Source organism: Achromobacter sp. AONIH1 (genome assembly GCF_002902905.1).
GTDB lineage: Bacteria > Pseudomonadota > Gammaproteobacteria > Burkholderiales > Burkholderiaceae_B > Achromobacter.
On record NZ_CP026124.1, the window covers coordinates 1,507,044 to 1,523,562 of the forward strand.

General features: G+C 69.0%; 14 protein-coding genes and 1 tRNA gene. 7 read left to right on the forward strand and 8 right to left on the reverse strand.

Annotated elements, in window-relative coordinates; all coding sequences use genetic code 11:
- Positions 1–24 precede the first annotated feature (24 nt).
- Both C2U31_RS06955 and C2U31_RS06960 read right to left on the reverse strand, forming a co-directional pair.
- Positions 25–999 carry a succinylglutamate desuccinylase/aspartoacylase family protein gene (locus C2U31_RS06955; RefSeq protein ID WP_103272175.1) on the reverse strand — a complete coding sequence of 325 codons (975 nt, stop codon included), beginning with the start codon at positions 997–999 and terminating at the stop codon, positions 25–27.
- Positions 1,000–1,055: 56 nt separating this feature from the next.
- On the reverse strand, positions 1,056–2,492 hold the full coding sequence (locus C2U31_RS06960; RefSeq protein WP_103272176.1) for a M20 family metallopeptidase: 1,437 nt from the start codon (positions 2,490–2,492) through the stop codon (positions 1,056–1,058).
- A gap of 175 nt (positions 2,493–2,667) precedes the next feature.
- On the opposite strand from C2U31_RS06960, the gene C2U31_RS06965 reads away from it, so the two are divergent.
- Positions 2,668–3,588: a LysR family transcriptional regulator gene (locus tag C2U31_RS06965; RefSeq protein WP_233772687.1), complete on the forward strand. Its 921-nt coding sequence runs from the start codon at positions 2,668–2,670 to the stop codon at positions 3,586–3,588.
- A gap of 211 nt (positions 3,589–3,799) precedes the next feature.
- Here the strand turns inward: C2U31_RS06965 and C2U31_RS06970 are convergent, their stop codons facing one another.
- From C2U31_RS06970 to C2U31_RS06980, 3 genes are all read right to left on the reverse strand, one after another.
- Positions 3,800–5,413, reverse strand: coding sequence for an ABC transporter substrate-binding protein (locus C2U31_RS06970; protein WP_103272178.1), 1,614 nt, complete (start codon positions 5,411–5,413; stop codon positions 3,800–3,802).
- A gap of 420 nt (positions 5,414–5,833) precedes the next feature.
- On the reverse strand, positions 5,834–6,067 hold the full coding sequence (locus C2U31_RS06975) for a hypothetical protein (RefSeq protein ID WP_103272179.1): 234 nt from the start codon (positions 6,065–6,067) through the stop codon (positions 5,834–5,836).
- Between the two features lie 178 nt (positions 6,068–6,245).
- Entirely contained in the window at positions 6,246–7,106 is an 861-nt protein-coding gene (locus C2U31_RS06980; protein WP_103272180.1) for an NAD(P)H-hydrate dehydratase, read from the reverse strand.
- A gap of 100 nt (positions 7,107–7,206) precedes the next feature.
- On the opposite strand from C2U31_RS06980, the gene C2U31_RS06985 reads away from it, so the two are divergent.
- Positions 7,207–8,040 (forward strand): enoyl-CoA hydratase/isomerase family protein, encoded by an 834-nt coding sequence (locus C2U31_RS06985; protein ID WP_103272181.1) that lies wholly within the window; start codon positions 7,207–7,209, stop codon positions 8,038–8,040.
- Positions 8,041–8,062: 22 nt separating this feature from the next.
- Here C2U31_RS06985 and C2U31_RS06990 read toward each other — a convergent pair whose 3' ends face one another.
- Both C2U31_RS06990 and C2U31_RS06995 read right to left on the reverse strand, forming a co-directional pair.
- Positions 8,063–8,803 (reverse strand): enoyl-CoA hydratase-related protein, encoded by a 741-nt coding sequence (locus C2U31_RS06990; RefSeq protein WP_103272182.1) that lies wholly within the window; start codon positions 8,801–8,803, stop codon positions 8,063–8,065.
- 41 nt (positions 8,804–8,844) lie between these two features.
- A complete protein-coding gene (locus C2U31_RS06995; protein WP_103272183.1) occupies positions 8,845–9,837 on the reverse strand; it encodes a nitronate monooxygenase family protein in 993 nt (330 codons plus the stop codon).
- Between the two features lie 259 nt (positions 9,838–10,096).
- Here C2U31_RS06995 and C2U31_RS07000 point away from each other — a divergent pair, with 259 nt between their 5' ends.
- From C2U31_RS07000 to C2U31_RS07015, 4 genes are all read left to right on the forward strand, one after another.
- Positions 10,097–10,720, forward strand: coding sequence for a TetR/AcrR family transcriptional regulator (locus tag C2U31_RS07000; protein ID WP_103272184.1), 624 nt, complete (start codon positions 10,097–10,099; stop codon positions 10,718–10,720).
- Between the two features lie 40 nt (positions 10,721–10,760).
- A complete protein-coding gene (locus C2U31_RS07005; protein ID WP_103272185.1) occupies positions 10,761–11,909 on the forward strand; it encodes an acyl-CoA dehydrogenase family protein in 1,149 nt (382 codons plus the stop codon).
- 261 nt (positions 11,910–12,170) lie between these two features.
- On the forward strand, positions 12,171–13,400 hold the full coding sequence (locus C2U31_RS07010; RefSeq protein WP_103272186.1) for a CaiB/BaiF CoA-transferase family protein: 1,230 nt from the start codon (positions 12,171–12,173) through the stop codon (positions 13,398–13,400).
- A 128-nt stretch (positions 13,401–13,528) separates the two neighbouring features.
- Positions 13,529–15,052, forward strand: coding sequence for a 3-hydroxyacyl-CoA dehydrogenase (locus C2U31_RS07015; RefSeq protein ID WP_103272187.1), 1,524 nt, complete (start codon positions 13,529–13,531; stop codon positions 15,050–15,052).
- Positions 15,053–15,238: 186 nt separating this feature from the next.
- On the opposite strand, the gene C2U31_RS07020 is transcribed toward C2U31_RS07015, so the two are convergent.
- Entirely contained in the window at positions 15,239–16,153 is a 915-nt protein-coding gene (locus C2U31_RS07020) for a cytochrome c5 family protein (protein WP_103272188.1), read from the reverse strand.
- A gap of 236 nt (positions 16,154–16,389) precedes the next feature.
- Here C2U31_RS07020 and C2U31_RS07025 point away from each other — a divergent pair.
- A tRNA-Arg gene (locus tag C2U31_RS07025) sits at positions 16,390–16,464 on the forward strand.
- Positions 16,465–16,519: the final 55 nt, after the last annotated feature.

Genomic DNA, 16,519 nt, shown 5'->3' on the forward strand with positions numbered 1-16,519 from the left:
CCCTCTGGGGGGCGCCTGCCGTCTTTATGCGGCGATGGGCTGCGCCAGCCGGACCACCGTCACGCCCGGGCGCAGGTTGGCCGTGGACGGCATGATCAGCACGCAATCATCGTAGGGCGCGACCACCGGCTCGCCCTCGGACCAGCCGATCAGGTCGCCGGCGCGCGGCAGCGTCTCCAGCCCCTTCCAGGGCTGGGCGAAGCGGAAGTCGGCGCTCTTGGCGGCCACGGCATGCGTGACGCGCAGCGCGCGCTGCGCGCCGGCGTCCGGCGCGAACCAGGCGGCCGGCAGGTCGGCGCGATCCACGGTGTCGGCGGCGAGCAGGAAGCGGGCCAGCTGGTCCAGCGCCACGCCGTGCGCCTCGGGCGCGCCATGGAAACCGCATTCGATCAGCAGCGAGCGGGTGCCGTTGTCGCCGGCTTGGCCGAAGCGACCATAGTCGCGCATGCGCACGCCGGCGGCATGGCCGGCGTCGGCGATGATGGTGGCGGGGTTGCCCAGCGCCAGCGCCAGGTCGATGTTGCGCTGTTCCATGCCGGTCAGCTGCAGCGGCACGTCGGAATTGCTCATCGAGTGGAAGTCCAGCAGCCAGTCGCTGCGTTCCACCCAGGGACGGATCTGGGCCGCGCGGCGGCGTTCCTGGTTGTTCGGCGCGGACAGCTTGTCCTCGCTCCAGACGCGGTTCATGTCTTCGTCCACGAAGCGCGCGGGGGCGTAGTTGGACGGGTCGAAGCGGTCGAAGGCGGCCAGGTTGCAGAAGGCCAGCGTCAGGCTGCCCCGACGCGGACGCAGGCCGGCGGCCAGCGCGTCCTTGAGCGCCCAGGCGCCGCACAGTTCGTTGCCGTGGATCAGCGCGCTCAACATCACGCGCTTGCCCGGCACGCCGGAATCGAAGTGCCACACCCCGGGGGTGTCCGTATTGCCGGCGCGCTCGGACGACAGGTCCGGACAGGCGAGCAGGAAGGGACGCGGACTGGGCGCGGCGGCGGGTGTGGACATGAGGACTCCGATGAAGCGGGGGGATTGTATAGGGAAGAAAGCGGCCTGCGCGGCGGTCAGCCGGCCGTGGCCGCCTGGCGTTCTGCCATAACGGCCGGGCCCTGCTCGCCCAGGTCCCAGAACAGGCCGGCCATGATGGCCATGGCCTGACGGGCGACCGGGGCCAGCAGATGTTCGTCCGGGCCGTGCTGGCAGCAGGCGGGGTAGGAATGCGGCACCCAGATCGTGGGCAGTCCCAGCACGTCCGAGAACGCGTCGTTGGGCACGGTGCCGCCCAGGTTGGGCAGGATGGCGGGTGCGGCGCCGGTGGTCGCGGCCAGCGATGCCGCGGCCCAGCGGGCCCAGGCATCGTCCGGGTCCAGCCGGGTGGCGGGGGTGCCGCGGCGGACCTTGACCTGCACCTGGCCAAAGCCGTGCGCGTCCAGATGGGCGCGCAGGATGTCGCTGGCGGCGCGCCAGTCGGTGCCGACCACGAAGCGCAGGTTGCAGGCGGCGGCCGCGCGTCCGGGTATGGCGCCCACGGGATTGTCGGGATTGCCGGTCTTGTAGGCCAGCACTTCCAGCGTGTTCCAGCCGAACAGCCGTTCGGCCAGGCTCAGACCCGGCTCGCCCCAGTCCGGATCCGTTTCGGGCGCGTCGTCGTCGCGGCCGACCTCGATGGTGGCCAGCGCGCGGCGCACGGCGGCGGGGATGGGTGGCGGGCGCAGGCCGTCGACTTGCAGGCGGCCGCGCGCGTCGACCAGGCTGGCCAGCGCGTGCGCCAGGATCAGCCCGGGGTTGGGCAGCACGCCGCCCCAGTTGCCCGAGTGATGCGCGTGGCTGCGCAGATTGACTTCCAGGTCGAACAGCAGCGTGCCGCGCGAACCTAGGAACAGCGTGGGCAGGTCCGCCGCCAGGCGCGGGCCGTCCGATGCGATGAAGACGTCGGCCTTCAAGGCGTCGCGCCACTGGCCGCAGGCCGCGTGCAGGCCGGGCGAGCCGACTTCCTCGCCGCATTCGACCAGCATGCGGGCGTTGAAGCCCAGGCGCCCGCCGCGCTCGGCCAACACCTGTTCCAGCGCGGCCACGTTGATGCAGTACTGGCCCTTGTTGTCGGCCGTGCCGCGCCCGTACCAGCGCTCGCCTTCCTCGACCAGGGTCCAGGGTGACAGGCCGTCGCGCCATTGCTCGTCGTAGCCGCGCACCACGTCGCCGTGGGCGTAGAGCAGCACGGTGGGCAGGTTGGCGGCCTCGATGCGCTCGGCCAGCAGGAAGGGCGGGCCATCTTGTACCGGGTTGTCTTCGATGCGACAGGAAAATCCCAGGCCTTCCAGCCGGGGCGCGACAGCGGCGCGCAGGTAGTCGTAGAGTTCGGGCCGCTGTTCGGGCGCCTGGCTGACGCTGCGGCGGGCGACCAGGCCCGCCAGGTCGCGGCGCAAGGCGCCGCTATCGGCATACGCGAGCGCGCGCGCGATCGCGGTCGAGCGGCTGGCGCTGGAAACTGCTGCTGACACGGTTGTCCCCTATGTGCCCGGCGCGTCGCTGGGCGCGCCCGCTTGGATGTATCGCCGAATTCTAGGATCCGGGTAGCTTTCTCTACAATTAGAATATTTATCGGTAGCTTTGCAAAAAAGGCAAGGTTTGCCCTGACGCTCAATCCACCTGCGGGGGAACATGCACGGTATCGCGTTGAGGTACTTTGTGGAGGTGGCCCAGGCGGGCAGCCTGAGCGGCGCGTCCGAGCGCCTGCACGTGGCGGTGTCGGCCATCAGCCGGCAGATCGCCAAGCTGGAAGAGCAGGCCGGCGCGCCGCTGTTCGAGCGCGCCGCGCGCGGCATGGTGCTCAGCGACGCCGGCCGGCTGCTGCTGACGCATGCGCGGCGCACCATGCTGGAATCCGAATCGGTGCTGCAGGAGATCGCCGCGCTCAAGGGCGCGGCGCGCGACGAGATCCGCGTGGCGTCCGTCGCGGGCGTGGCGCGCACGTTCCTGCCGGCGGCCATGGCGCGCTTTCGCCAGGACTGGCCGGACATGCGTTTCGACCTGCACGTGGATACGCCCAGGGAAGTGCTGCGGCGCGTGGCCGAGGGCCAGGCCGAGCTGGGCATGGCCTTCAATATGGAGCGCGCCGGCGGCCTGAGCGTGCGCTACTCACGCCGCGCGCCGGTACATGCGGTGATGGCGGCCGACCATCCGCTGGCGGGCCGCGCCAGCGTGAGCCTGCAGGATCTGGGCGCCTACCCGATGGCGTTGACCGAACCCGGCACGACCACGCGGCGCCTGTTCGAACTGGGCTGCGAGCTGGAGTCGGTGCAGATAGAGCCCGCGCTGAGCTGCAACGATCCTTCGCCGCTGCACGGCTTCGTGTATGGCTCCGACGCCATCATGCTGGGCGCCTATATCTCGGTGACGCACAGCCTGGACCGCGATCAGCTGGTCGCGGTGCCGATCTCCAATGCCGAACTGCAATCGCGCAGCCTGCAGATCCAGGTGATGCAGGGGCGCTTGCTGCCGCCCAAGACCGAGGCGTTCATCGCGTTGCTGTGCCGCCAGCTGGATGAGCTGCTGGCGGACCGGCCGAAGGCCAGGGCGCAGTACGCCGCGAAATGAAAAAGACCCCCCACGCCGCGCGCACTACGTGCGCTTGCTGCCCCCTCGAGGGGGTGTTTTTCATCTTGGGGCGGCCCGGCGATGAAAAAGACCCCCCACGCCGCGCGCACTGCGTGCGCTTGCTGCCCCCCCGAGGGGGGCGCTTTTCATCTTGGGGCGGCCCGGCGATGAAAAATGCGCCCCGTGGGGCGCATTTGTCTGCCAGCGCGAATTACTTCGCGTCAGGCTTGACCGAGGTGGCCAGCGTGAACTGGTCGCGGCGGCCTTCGTAGCTGATGCCCTTGCGGAATGCCCAGATGCTGCTTTCGAAGTGCAGCGGGATCAGCGGCACGTTGTCCAGCGCGATCTTGGTGGACTGCTGCAGCAGCGCTTCGCGCTTGGGTGCGTCCACCGTCACGATGGCCTGCTTGTAGACCTTGTCGAAATCGGCGTTGGAGAAGCCGCCGTAGTTGCTGGTGCCCAGGCTGTTGGGCGAATCCAGCGAGGCCACCCACAGCTGGAACAGCGCCGAAGCCTCGCCCGTTTCCGCCGGCCAGCCGCCCATCGGGAAGCTGAATTCGCGCTTGGCGCGCTTGGGGAAATAGATCGAGGCGGTCATCGCGTCAACCGTGGTCTTGATGCCGATGCGCGACAGGTACTGGGCCACGGCCTGGGCGACCTGGCCGTCGTTGACGTAGCGGTCGTTGGTGGACGAGATGGTCAGTTCGAAGCCGTTCGGGTAGCCGGCCTCGGCCAGCAGCTTCTTGGCGCCTTCGGGGTCGTACTTGATTTCCTCGGCCTTGGGCAGGGCGCCGAACATGCCGTCGGGCATGAACTGGTAGGCGGGCGTGGCCATGCCGTCCATGATGCGGGCGGTGATGGTCTTGCGGTCGATGGCCATGGAGATAGCCTTGCGCACGCGCAGGTCCTGCAGCGGGTTCTTGCCGTCGGCGGCCTTCACGAAGGGGCTCTGGGCGCGGCCGACGTCGGGCTGGAAGAATATCAGGCGGGTCGAGGGCGTGGCCACGAAGCCGAACTTGGGGTTGTCCTTCAGGCGCTGCAGGTCGCGCGCGGCCGGGTTCTCGATCATGTCGAAGTCGCCCGACAAGAGGCCGGTCAGGCGCGGACCGGCGGCGGGCACCGGCACGAACTTCACTTCCTTCCAATAGGGCTTGGGACCCCAGTAGTTCTCGTTGCGGACCAGCTCGATGCCGGTGCCCTTGACGTAGGACTTCAGCGTGTAGGGGCCGGTGCCGATGGCGTCCTTGCCGTTGTTGAAGTCGGCCACGGTGGGCCAGGCGCCGGTCACGCCGCAGCCCTTCTTCGGGTCGAAGGTCAGCTTGCCGTGCTCGACGATGCCGTTCCAGATGATGGGCAGCGAGCGGGCCATTTCGGCGGGCATCAGCGGGAAGGGCGCGCCGGTCTTTATGATGACCGTGTGCGCGTCGGGCGTCTGCACGTCGGTGATCAGCTTGGTCGTGTCCATGTAGGACTGCGACACGTTGGTCTCGTTGTTCAGCGTGCGGCAGATGGTGAACAGCACGTCCTCGGACGTGAAGGGCTTGCCGTTCGAGAACTTGACGTCGTCGCGCAGCTTGAATTCCCAGGTCAGGTCGTCCAGGTTCTTCCACGAGGTGGCCAGGGCCGGCACCAGCTTCATGTCGGCGCTGCGGCCGACCAGCGAGCTGTAGACGTGCGCCGAGAACGCGTCGTTCTGGGTCATCTTGTGATAGTGGGGGTCCGCCGAGGTGGGTTCGGCCGACAGGCCGATCTTCAGCGTCTGGGCCTGGACGGCGGCCAGCGGAATGGCGGCGGCCGCGAGGGCTAACGTGGTACGCAACTTCATGGTGACAACTCCGGATGGAAAACGAACCGGATCGTGCTTGAGGGAGTGACCTAGCGGGCCTGCCGGGGCTTACGGAGGGTCTTTGGCGCCAGGCACGACGGCAAGGGGCCGATTATCGGTAGGGGCTTCGCGCGCTGTCAATGCGCGGGGACAGGCTGCGGCGCTAGGGAAAACGCCGAGATGGCAGGGAAAAACGGGAATGGACCGCGCGATCGCGCCGGTCTGGGCAGAGGAAATGCCGAGGAAATGAAAAACGCCGGGGCAGCCTCTCTTGAGGCTGCCCCGGCGCTCAGGCGTCCGGTGAGGGGCAGGGCACCCTGGGGCCGGAACGGGCGCTGCGCGGGCAGCGGGCGTTCCGGCCACCGCGTGCCGGCATCAACCGCGGGAGATCTGTCGCGGTTCAGGCCGACCCGGCGGTTCTTACCACTGGGAACCGGAGAAGCGCGAGCTGGCGGCGCGGGCGCGGTTCATCGATTCGTTGACTTCGTCGATGAAGGCGAACACGGCGGCGATGCCAGCGACCACAGCCTTGCTGGCCTTCTTCAGGCTCAGCAGCGGGTGGGCGTTGGGTTGGTTTTCGAGGGCGCCGCGGAGCAGGTCGCGCTCCAGCGCGTCGGTCAGGCGGGCAGTGTGGTTCAGGGTCAGTTCGCTCATGGTGTTCTCCAGTCCAGTCCGTTTCGTCTTGGGGTAAACCATTATAGGGATAACCCTAGGTCAAAAGCAACGGGCGCGACGGAGCCAACCCTGTGAATGTTGTAAAAATGTTTTTGTGCCAGGGACTTAGCCCGCCGATGGGGCTTTTCCCCGTGGCGGGGGCAACCCTTAGGGGAGCCTAGCCCCGGTTGCGCAAGGTACGGGCGGCGTCGGCCAGTTCGCCCGCCGTCAGGCCGATGGGGCCGATGCCGTTCATGACCAGGGCGTCCGCCGCCGCGCCGTGCAGCCAGACCGCGCCCGCGACGGCCTGCTCCAGCGGCAGGCCTTGGGCGATCAGCGATCCCAGCATGCCCGCCAATACGTCCCCGGTTCCGGCGGTCGCCAGGCCGGGATTGCCGCTGGTGTTGCGTCGCCAGCCGCCATCGGGGGCGCAGACGATGGTGCCGGCCCCCTTGAGCACGATCCAGGCGTCGTAGCGGCCAGCCAGCTGCTGGGCGGCGGTGGGCCGGTCGGCCTGTACCTGGGCGGTCGTTCGGCCGAGCAGCCGGGCCGCTTCGGCCGGATGCGGCGTCAGCACGACCGGGCCATCGCCCCAATGCGGCTCGACCTGGCCGCGCGCCAGCAGGTTCAGGCCATCGGCGTCCAGCACCAGCGGGGCCTGGCCGCGCCGGGCAAACAGGCGCGCCAGCAGATCGGCGGCCAGCGGCGAGTCGCCGATGCCGCAGCCCGCCACCCAGGTCGTCACGTTCCAGTTGCCGTCCAGCAGCGAGCGGGCGTCGCGCAGCATCAGTTCGGGTTGCAACGGGTCGCAGGGCAGGGGCGAAGCACTCTCGGCGAAGCCGACCAGCACCTTGCCGGCGCCGGTCTTGAGCGCAGCCCGCGCCGCCAGCAGCGCGGCGCCTGTCATGCCCGGGCCGCCGCCGACCACGCCGACGGTGCCGAAGCTGCCTTTGTGGCTGTCCTGCTCGCGCGGCGCGAACAGGGCGGGCAGGTCATCGCGGCGGACGGGGGCGCCGGCGGGCGGGACGGGCGTGTTCATGGGCTGGGCTTCCAGGGCGGGCGGGAGCGGGACGGCTCGCGCCATCCACTATAGTGCCCCAAAACGCGCCGGCGTCCCGCCGGCGTCACCGGAGAAGACAATGACCGACATCACGCTGGAACATTACGCCGCCTACGAGTCCCTGAAGCTGCGCCGGCATCCCGGGGGCGTACTGGAGCTGATCATGGGCGCCAAGGACGGCCTGCCCGGCAAGCTGTCCACCGCTGACGACCGCATGCACCGCGAGCTGGCCGACATCTGGCGCGATATCGATACCGATCCGGATACGCGCGTGGTGGTGATTCGCGGCGAGGGCAAGGGCTTTTCCGGCGGCGGCGACCTGGGGCTGGTGCAGCAGATGGCCGACGATTTCGACGTGCGCGCCCGCGTCTGGCGCGAGGCCCGCGACCTGGTCTACAACATCATCAACTGCAACAAGCCCATCGTTTCCGCCATGCACGGCGCGGCGGTGGGCGCCGGCCTGGTGGCCGGGCTGCTTGCCGACATCTCCATCGCCGCGCGCAACGCACGCATCATCGACGGCCATACCCGCTTGGGCGTGGCGGCCGGCGACCACGCGGCCATTGTCTGGCCGCTGCTGTGCGGCATGGCCAAGGCCAAGTACTACCTGATGCTGTGCGAGACCGTGTCCGGCGAGGAAGCCGAGCGCATCGGCCTGGTGTCGCTGTGCGTGGACGAGGCCGAGCTGATCGCCAAGGCTTTCGAAGTGGCCAACAAGCTGGCCGCCGGCTCGCAGACCGCGATCCGCTGGACCAAGTATTCGCTGAACAACTGGCTGCGCATGGCCGGCCCCAGCTTCGATACCTCGCTGGCACTGGAGTTCATGGGCTTTGCCGGCCCGGACGTGCGCGAAGGAATCCAGTCGCTGCGCGAGCGCCGCGCGCCGAACTTCCTGCCTGACTCGCCGTTTTGAGCCCGGCGTTGGCGCCGTCCACCTACTTCTTGAAGAACCGTGCGAACGCCGCCTGGGCCTCCTCGGTGGCGAGCCGCGCGCGGAACTGCTCGGCTTCATAGTCCAGCGTGGCCTGGATGGCCTCGTGGTCCGGGCGCCTGAGCATGGCCTTGGTCAGCCGCAGCGCGGCCGGCGGCTGGGCCGCCAGATCGGCCGCCGTGGCCCGGGCCGCCACCAGCGCCTGGCCGGCGGGCGTGACCGTGGTGGCCAGCCCGGCTTCCAGCGCCTGGCGGGCGCCGAAGGCCTTGCCCTGCAGCAGCCATTCGGCGGCGCGGCGGGCGCCGGCCAGCCTGGGCAGCAGCAGGCTGGACGCGCCTTCCGGGCACAGGCCCAGCGCCACGAAGGGCAGGCGCAGCGTGGCGCCTTCGCCGATGTGCACGAAATCGCAGTGCTGCAACAGCGTGACGCCGATGCCGACGGCATAGCCCTCGACGGCCGCGATGACCGGGACATCGGTCGTCGTCAGCGCGCGCAGGAAGCTCATCGCGGCGCTGTCGCCCGCGCCGCGCTCGGCCTGGAAATCGCGCAGGTCGTTGCCGGCGGTGAAGTGCTCGCCGGCGCCGGTCAGGATGACCGCCGACACGGACGCGTCGGCCGACGCCCGCGCCAGCTGTTCTGTCAGCGCCGCGTAGGTGGCGTTGTCGAGCGCGTTGCGGCGCTCGGGCCTGTTGATGGTCAGGGTGAGGACCGCGCCGTCGCGGTCGATGTTCAGGCCTGCGCTCATGGCGGCGTTCTCCGGGTCGGGGGCGTTGCGTGGCGCCGTGCTTACGCGAAGTCCGCGCCGGCCAGGCGGGCGCGGGCCTGGGCATACTCCGCCCGCAATCTGGCGACGATCTCGCGGGTGGGCAGCACGCTGTCGATGCCGCCCACGCCCTGGCCCGCGCCCCAGATGTCCTTCCAGGGCTTGGCGCGGCCGCTGCCGAAGTTGGACGCGCCGCTGTCGGGCGCCGGCAGGTTGGCCGGATCCAGGCCGGCGGCGACGACGCTGGCTTTCAGATAGTTGCCGGGGATGCCGGTGAAGAACGGCGTGTACAGCACGTCCGAGGCGCTGGCATCGACGATGGCGGATTTGTAGCCCTCACTGGCGTTGGCTTCCTCGCTGGCGATGAAGCGCGTGCCCATGTAGGCGAAGTCCGCGCCCATGGCCTGCGCCGCCAGCACGTGTTCGCCGGTGGTGATGGCGCCGGACAGGATCAGCGGGCCATCATAGAAGCGGCGCACCTCGGACAGCAGCGCGAAGGGGCTGAGCGTGCCGGCGTGGCCGCCCGCGCCCGCGCAGACCAGGATCAGGCCGTCCACGCCGGCTTCCAGCGCCTTTTCGGCGTGACGCAGCGTGGTGACGTCATGGAAGACCTTGCCGCCCCAGTCGTGGATGCCCTTCACCAGGTCGCCCGGTGCGCGCAGGCTGGTGATGATCAGTGGCACGCGGTGGCTGGCGCAGACGGCCAGGTCCTGTTCCAGGCGGTCGTTGGACTGGTGGATGATCTGATTGACCGCGTAGGGCGCGACCTTGGCGCCCGGATGGGCCTCGCGGTACGAGGCCAGCCCGGCCTGGATTTCGTCCAGCCAGTCGTTCAGAAGGCTTTGGGGGCGGGCGTTCAGAGCCGGAAAGGAGCCGACCACGCCGCTGGTGCATTGCGCCAGCACCAGTTTGGGATTGGACACGATGAACATCGGGGCGCTGATGACCGGCAGGGACATCTGGCCATACAAATCAGTCACGAGAGGATGGGGCATGGTGTCTACGCGTGCGTTCATGGGTCAGGATGGGGAGCGCGCGGGGCCGTGGAACAAACCGCTTGAGCCCTGCCGCAGGCTGTGCCTATAATTACCTACCGACCGTCCGGTAATTAATTAATCCTTATTTAACGGCATGCGCCGAGCCGCTGTCAATCGAGGTTCGCTCGCGTCCTGATGGGCGGGCGCCGCCCGCGATTTCAGCGCGGATCGCAAGCGCGATCCCGGCCGTAGTTCCAGCCGCAACTTCTGTCCAATCGCAGTCCCAACAGGCCCTGTCATGGCGCATACCGCTCCCCCCGCCCAGAAGCGCGCCCGCGCGGGCCGGCCGCCCACGCTGGCGGCGCCACGCGAACGCATCCTGGAAGAAGCCGCCAAGCTGTTCGCGCATAGCGGCTACGACGGCAGTTCGGTGGCCGACCTTGCGGCGGCGCTGGGCGTGTCCAAGGCCGCCATCTATCACTACTTCACCACCAAGCAGGACATCTACGACGCCATCATCCTGGCGGTGCTGGAAGGCCTGACGCGGCATGTCGGCCAGGCGTTGGACCAGGCGGCGAGCCCGGCCGAGCGGCTGCGCGCCTTCATGCTGGGCCATGCACGCTATTTCGAACGGCACCACGCCGAATTCGTCACCATGCTGATCGGCTATTCCGGCATGGCGCTGCCCGAGCGCGAGGACGCCGCGCGCCTGCGCGACGGCTACGAGAAGCGCCTGCGCGCAGTGATCGCGCAAGGCGTGGCCGAGGGCGTGTTCCGGCCGCTGGACGTGGCGGCCACCGGCCGCGCGGTGCTGTCCATGCTGAACTGGATGGTGCGCTGGTACAAACCCGGCATGGGCGATGACGCCGAAACCATCGCCGCCGGCTATTACGAATTACTGGTCGGCGGCATGCGCGCCTGAGCGCCGTCGCCCACCCGGACCCCTGGAAGAGACCCTGATCATGGCCCTGGACACCGAAACCCTGACCCTGTTGCTGGACGCCGTGCGCCGTTTCGTGCACGAACGCCTGATCCCCGCCGAGGACGAACTGGCCGCCAGCGGCCAGGTGCCGCCGGACATCGTGCGTGAAATGCGCGAGCTGGGCCTGTTCGGCCTGTCGATCGCGCCCGAGCATGGCGGCTTGGGCCTGAACATGGAAGAAGAGGTGCGGGTCGTGTTCGAGCTGGGCCAGACCTCGCCCGCCTTCCGCTCGCTGGCCGGCACCAACATCGGCATCGGCTCGCAGGCCATCGTGCTGGCCGGCACCGACGAGCAGCGCGCGCGCTACCTGCCCAGGCTGGCCAGCGGCGAGCTGATCGGCTCCTTCGCGCTGACCGAGCCGGACGCCGGCTCCGACGCCATGGCGCTGCGCGTCTCGGCCGAGCGCGACGGCGACCACTACGTGCTCAACGGCACCAAGCGCTACATCACCAACGCGCCCATCGCCGGCCTGTTCTCGGTCATGGCGCGCACCGCGCCCGAGCGCCGCGCCGCCTCGATCTCCTGCTTCCTGGTCGAGGCGGGCACGCCCGGCCTGTCCATCGGCCGGCCCGACAAGAAAATGGGTCAGTCCGGCGCGCTGACCAGCGACGTGGTGTTCGACAACTGCCGCGTGCCCGCCAGCGCGCTGCTGGGCGGCGAGGAAGGCAACGGTTTCCGCACCTCCATGCGGGTGCTGGACAAGGGCCGGCTGCACATCTCCGCGCTGTGCGTGGGCATTGCCGACCGTCTGTTGCGTGACGCGGTGAAGTACGCCATCGACCGCAAGCAGTTCGGCCAGCCCATCGCGGAATTCCAGCTGATCCAGGCCATGATCGCCGACAGCCAGGCCGAGCTGTACGCGGCGCGCTGCATGGTGCTGGACGCGGCGCGCATGCGCGACCGCGGCGAGAACACCACCATGCAGGCGGCCTGCTGCAAGCTCTATGCCACCGAGATGGTGGGCCGCGTGGCCGACCGCGCGGTGCAGATCCACGGCGGCGCCGGCTATATGTCCGAGTACGCGGTCGAGCGCTTTTACCGCGACGTGCGCCTGTTCCGCATCTTCGAGGGCACCTCGCAGATCCAGCAGCTGGTGATCGCGCGCGAGACCATCAAGGCCCATTCCTGAACTTGCGGCGATCCTGGCGCGGGGCGGCGGGCGGATGCGCCGGTGGTCCGGCCAGCGTCCGTCGCGTCGACAGGTCCCGGCCGCCGCGTCCCGTCGATGCCGGCTAAAGGCTAATATCCTGCTAGCCCGACGACGAATCGCAAGGCCCGCAAGGCGGTGCGGCGCGAGCGCCGGCCAGCCGCCGGCATGACGGAATCCCCGCCCGGCCCGCAGTGCAGCGCGGACCGGACGTTTTCATTTTTGAATGAGCGTAGAGATCAGATGTCGCAACGTCCCGCCCCTCTCACCGGCATCCGCGTGCTGGACCTGACCCGCGTGCTGGCCGGCCCCTGGTGCACCCAGAACCTGGCCGACCTCGGCGCCGAAGTCATCAAGATCGAACGCCCGGGATCGGGCGACGATACCCGCGCCTGGGGGCCTCCGTACCTGAAGGACGCGGCCGGCAATGACACCAGCGAGGCGGCTTACTACCTGTCGGCCAACCGCAACAAGCTGTCGGTGGCGCTGGACATCGCCTCGCCGCGCGGCGCCGAGCTGGTGCGCGAGCTGGCGCTGCAAAGCGACATCCTGGTCGAGAACTTCAAGGTCGGCGGCCTGGCCAAGTACGGGCTGGACTACGACAGCCTGAAGGAACTGAATCCGCGCCTGATCTACTGCTCCATCACCGGCTTCGGCCAGACCGGCCCCTATGCCAGCCGCCCCGGCTATGACTTCATGATCCAGGGCATGGGCGGCTTGATGAGCATCACCGGCGAACGCGACGACCTGCCCGGCGGCGGTCCGCAGAAGGCGGGCGTGGCGGTGGCCGACCTGATGACCGGCATGTATTCCACCGTCGGCATCCTGGCGGCGCTGCACGAGCGCAGCAGGAGCGGCCTGGGCCAGCACGTGGACATGGCGCTGCTGGACTGCCAGGTGGCCATGCTGGCCAACCAGAACCTGAACTACATGACCTCCGGCAAGGCGCCGCGCCGCGCCGGCAACGCGCACCAGAACCTGGTGCCCTATCAGGTCTTCGCCGCCAGCGATGGCCACCTGATCGTGGCCGTGGGCAACGACAGCCAGTTCCGCAATTACTGTGGCGTCATCGGCCTGCCCGAGCTGTCCGCCGATCCGCGCTTCTCGACCAATCCGCAGCGCGTGAAGAACCGCGAGGAACTGGTGCCGCTGCTGGCCGAGCGCATGGCCACGGGCGCGCGCGACCACTGGCTGGCCGCGCTGGAAGGCGTGGGCGTGCCGGCCGGTCCGATCAACACGCTGGACCAGGTCTACGAAGATCCGCAGGTGCTGGCGCGCGGCATGAAGCGCGAGCTGCCGCATCCGGCCGCCGGCAAGGTGCCCATGGCCGCCAGCCCGCTGAAGCTGTCCGGCAGTCCTGTCGAGTATCGCCGCGCCCCGCCCATGCTCGGCGAGCACACGGCGCAGGTGCTGTCCGAGAAGCTGGGCCTGTCGGCCGATGAAATCCAGGCGCTGGCGCAGGGCCAGGCCTGACATTCCCGCGCGGCCGCGTCGCGGGCATCGTGCCTGCCCGGCGCGGCGCGCGGCGGTCATGGTCCCCGCCGCAAGCCATCCACATATCCAATCACCCAGATCGTCCATATAGAGGCAGGAGAGCGTTCATGAAGGAGATTCAAACCATCGGCGTCGTGGGCGCCGGGGCCATGGGGCGCGGCATCGCGCAGATCGCGGCGCAGGCCGGGTTGCGCGTGCGCCTGTACGACACCAGCGCGGAAGCTGTTGCGTCGGCGCGCGAAGCGCTGCGCCAGACCTGGGACAAGCTGGCGCAGAAGGGCAAGCTCGGCGCCGCCGACGCCCAGGCCGCGCTCGAGCGCGTGGTCGCGGCCGGCGCGCTGTCCGACATGGCGGACTGCCAGTTGGTGGTCGAGGCCATCGTCGAGCGCCTGGACGTCAAGCGCGACCTGTTCGCGGCGCTGGAAGGCGTGGTGGCCGAGGACTGCATCCTGGCTTCGAACACGTCCTCGCTGTCCATCACCGCCATCGCTGCGGCCTGCAAGCGCCCGCAGCGCGTGGCCGGTTATCACTTCTTCAACCCGGTGGCGCTGATGAAGGTGGTGGAAGTGATCGACGGCCTGCGCAGCGCGCCGGAAGTCGGCGACGCGCTGGCCGAGCTGGCCCGACGCATGGGCCACACGCCGGTGCGCGCCAAGGACATGCCCGGCTTCATCGTCAACCATGCCGGTCGCGGCATGAATACCGAAGGCCTGCGCGTGGCGCAGGAGGCCGTGGCCAGCTTCGCCCAGGTCGACGCCATCATGCGCGAGCAGGCCGGTTTCCGCATGGGCCCGTTCGAGCTGCTGGACCTGACCGCGCTGGACGTGTCGCATCCGGTGATGGAATCCATCTACCGCCAGTTCTACGACGAGACGCGCTTCCGTCCCTCGCCCATCACCGCCGTGCGCCTGGCCGGCGGCCTGATCGGCCGCAAGGCCGGCGAAGGCTTCTACACCTATGTCGACGGCCAGAAGCAGGTGCCGGCCGAAACGCCCGCGCCGGCCCTGCCGCAGAACCTGAAGATCTGGGTCAGCCCCAAGCATCCCGAAGGCTATGCGCGCGCCACCGCGCTGCTGGAAAAGCTGGGCGCACCGCTGATCTCCGGCTCCACGCCGGCGGCCGACGCGCTCATCATCGTCACGCCTTACGGCGAGGACGTGTCCACCGCCGTCTCGGCGCAGGGCCTGGATCCGGCCCGCAGCGTGGGCCTGGACACGCTGTATGCGCTGGACGGCGCCAAGCGCCGCAGCCTGATGCTGTCGCCGGCCACGCAACCGCAGTGGCGCGACGCGGCCCATGCCGCGCTGGCCGCCGACGGCGTGCCGGTCACCGTGATCCAGGATTCGCCGGGCTTCGTCGCGCAGCGCATCGTGGCCACCATCGTCAACATCGCCTGCGACATCGCGCAGCAGCAGATCGCCACGCCGGAGGACATCGACCGCGCCGTGACGCTGGGCCTGGGCTATCCGACGGGTCCGCTGGCGCTGGGCGACGCGCTGGGCGCGACGCGCATCCTGGAAGTGCTCAAGAACATCGAGCGCGTCACCGGCGACCAGCGCTATCGTCCCAGCCTGTGGCTGCAACGCCGCGTGCAACTGGGCATGTCGCTGCTGGAGCCGGCGGCGGCCTGATGGGCAGCGCATCGGCCCGCGCGCGCAAGCACGGGTCGATGCAACGAGGCGCCTGCACCGCGCCCGCGCGGGAAAGGACGTCGGCATTGTCGCGATTGACGCCGATGGCTTCCGGCGCCTGCCCACGAAAAAGCCCCTTGGTATTCCAAGGGGCTTTTTGTCGTGCCGAGGGGGCGGATCAGAGGATCACTTGGCCGCGTCCACCATGTATTGCACGGCCGCGCGGATATCTTCTTCGGTGGCGGTGGCCGCGCCGCCCTTGGGCGGCATGGGCGGCTTGCCCTGCATGGCGATCTTCACCATCGCGTCCATGCCGGTCTTGATGTAGGGCTCCCAGGCGGCCTTGTCGCCGAACTTGGGCGCGTTGGCCACGCCGGTGGCGTGACAGGCGAAGCAGACGCTCTTATAGAGCTTTTCGCCGGCCGGGTTGACGGCGGCCTGTTGCGGCGCGGGCGCAGCAGCGGCGGGGGCGGGCGCTGCGGCTGCGGGAGCCGCGACGGCCGGGGCGGCAGCGGCAGGAGCCGGCGCGGCGGGGGCCGGAGCAGCAGCGGCCGGAGCAGCGGCTTCTTCCTTCTTCGCGCCTTCCTCGGCCGGCGCGGCCGGTTCGGGCAGCGAGGCGCCGGACTTGTTGGCCATGTAGACCACGGCGCGCGCCACTTCGTAGTCGCTCAGCGTGGGATTGCCGCCCTTGGCGGGCATGCCGCCCTTGCCATGCAGCGCGACGTTCAGCAGGGACTCGTAGCCGGCCTTGATGAAAGGCGCCCAGGCGGCGTTGTCGCCGATCTTGGGAGCGCCCGCCACGCCGGCGGTATGACAGGCCGTACAGACGGCGGCGAAGACCTGTTCTCCGGTCTTGAAGACCTTGGGCGCGTTGGCGTCGACCAGCTCGAAGCCGGCGACAGGGGCAATGCGCTTGGTGACGGCTTCAGGCGTCAGGGTGTCCGAGCCGGCGCCGACCTTGGTGCCGGAGACGACCATGTTCACCAGTAGGATGATGATCCCGATCGGCACCACGAACGCCAGTATGGCCGTGACGATCAGTTGCTTGGGGGTCTTGATGGGGGAGGAATGCTCTTCTATGTGTTCCTGCTGGTTGCTCATGACCAAATCCTGCAAACGGGTACCGGGGCGCCTGGTGGCGGCAACAGAGAAAGATCAGTACTGCACATTCGGGCGGCGAACAGCGGATCGCCCAGCAAGCAAACGCTGGATTATATAACGGTGTCATGGACGCCCGTCCAATGGATCGGGCCGGGTTTTCGAGCAGTTTGCGCGGGGATTTGATCTATTTCATGCACGCTGCTCAAACTTGGGTACAATACCGCCTCCCTTGCGCTGCGCCCGTAGTTCAATGGATAGAATGAGAGTTTCCGAAGCTCTTGATACAGGTTCGATTCCTGTCGGGCGCGCCACCATTTCATTTCCAATGCCAGGCGTGATGCGCAATTTGTGATGCGCAATTCGTGA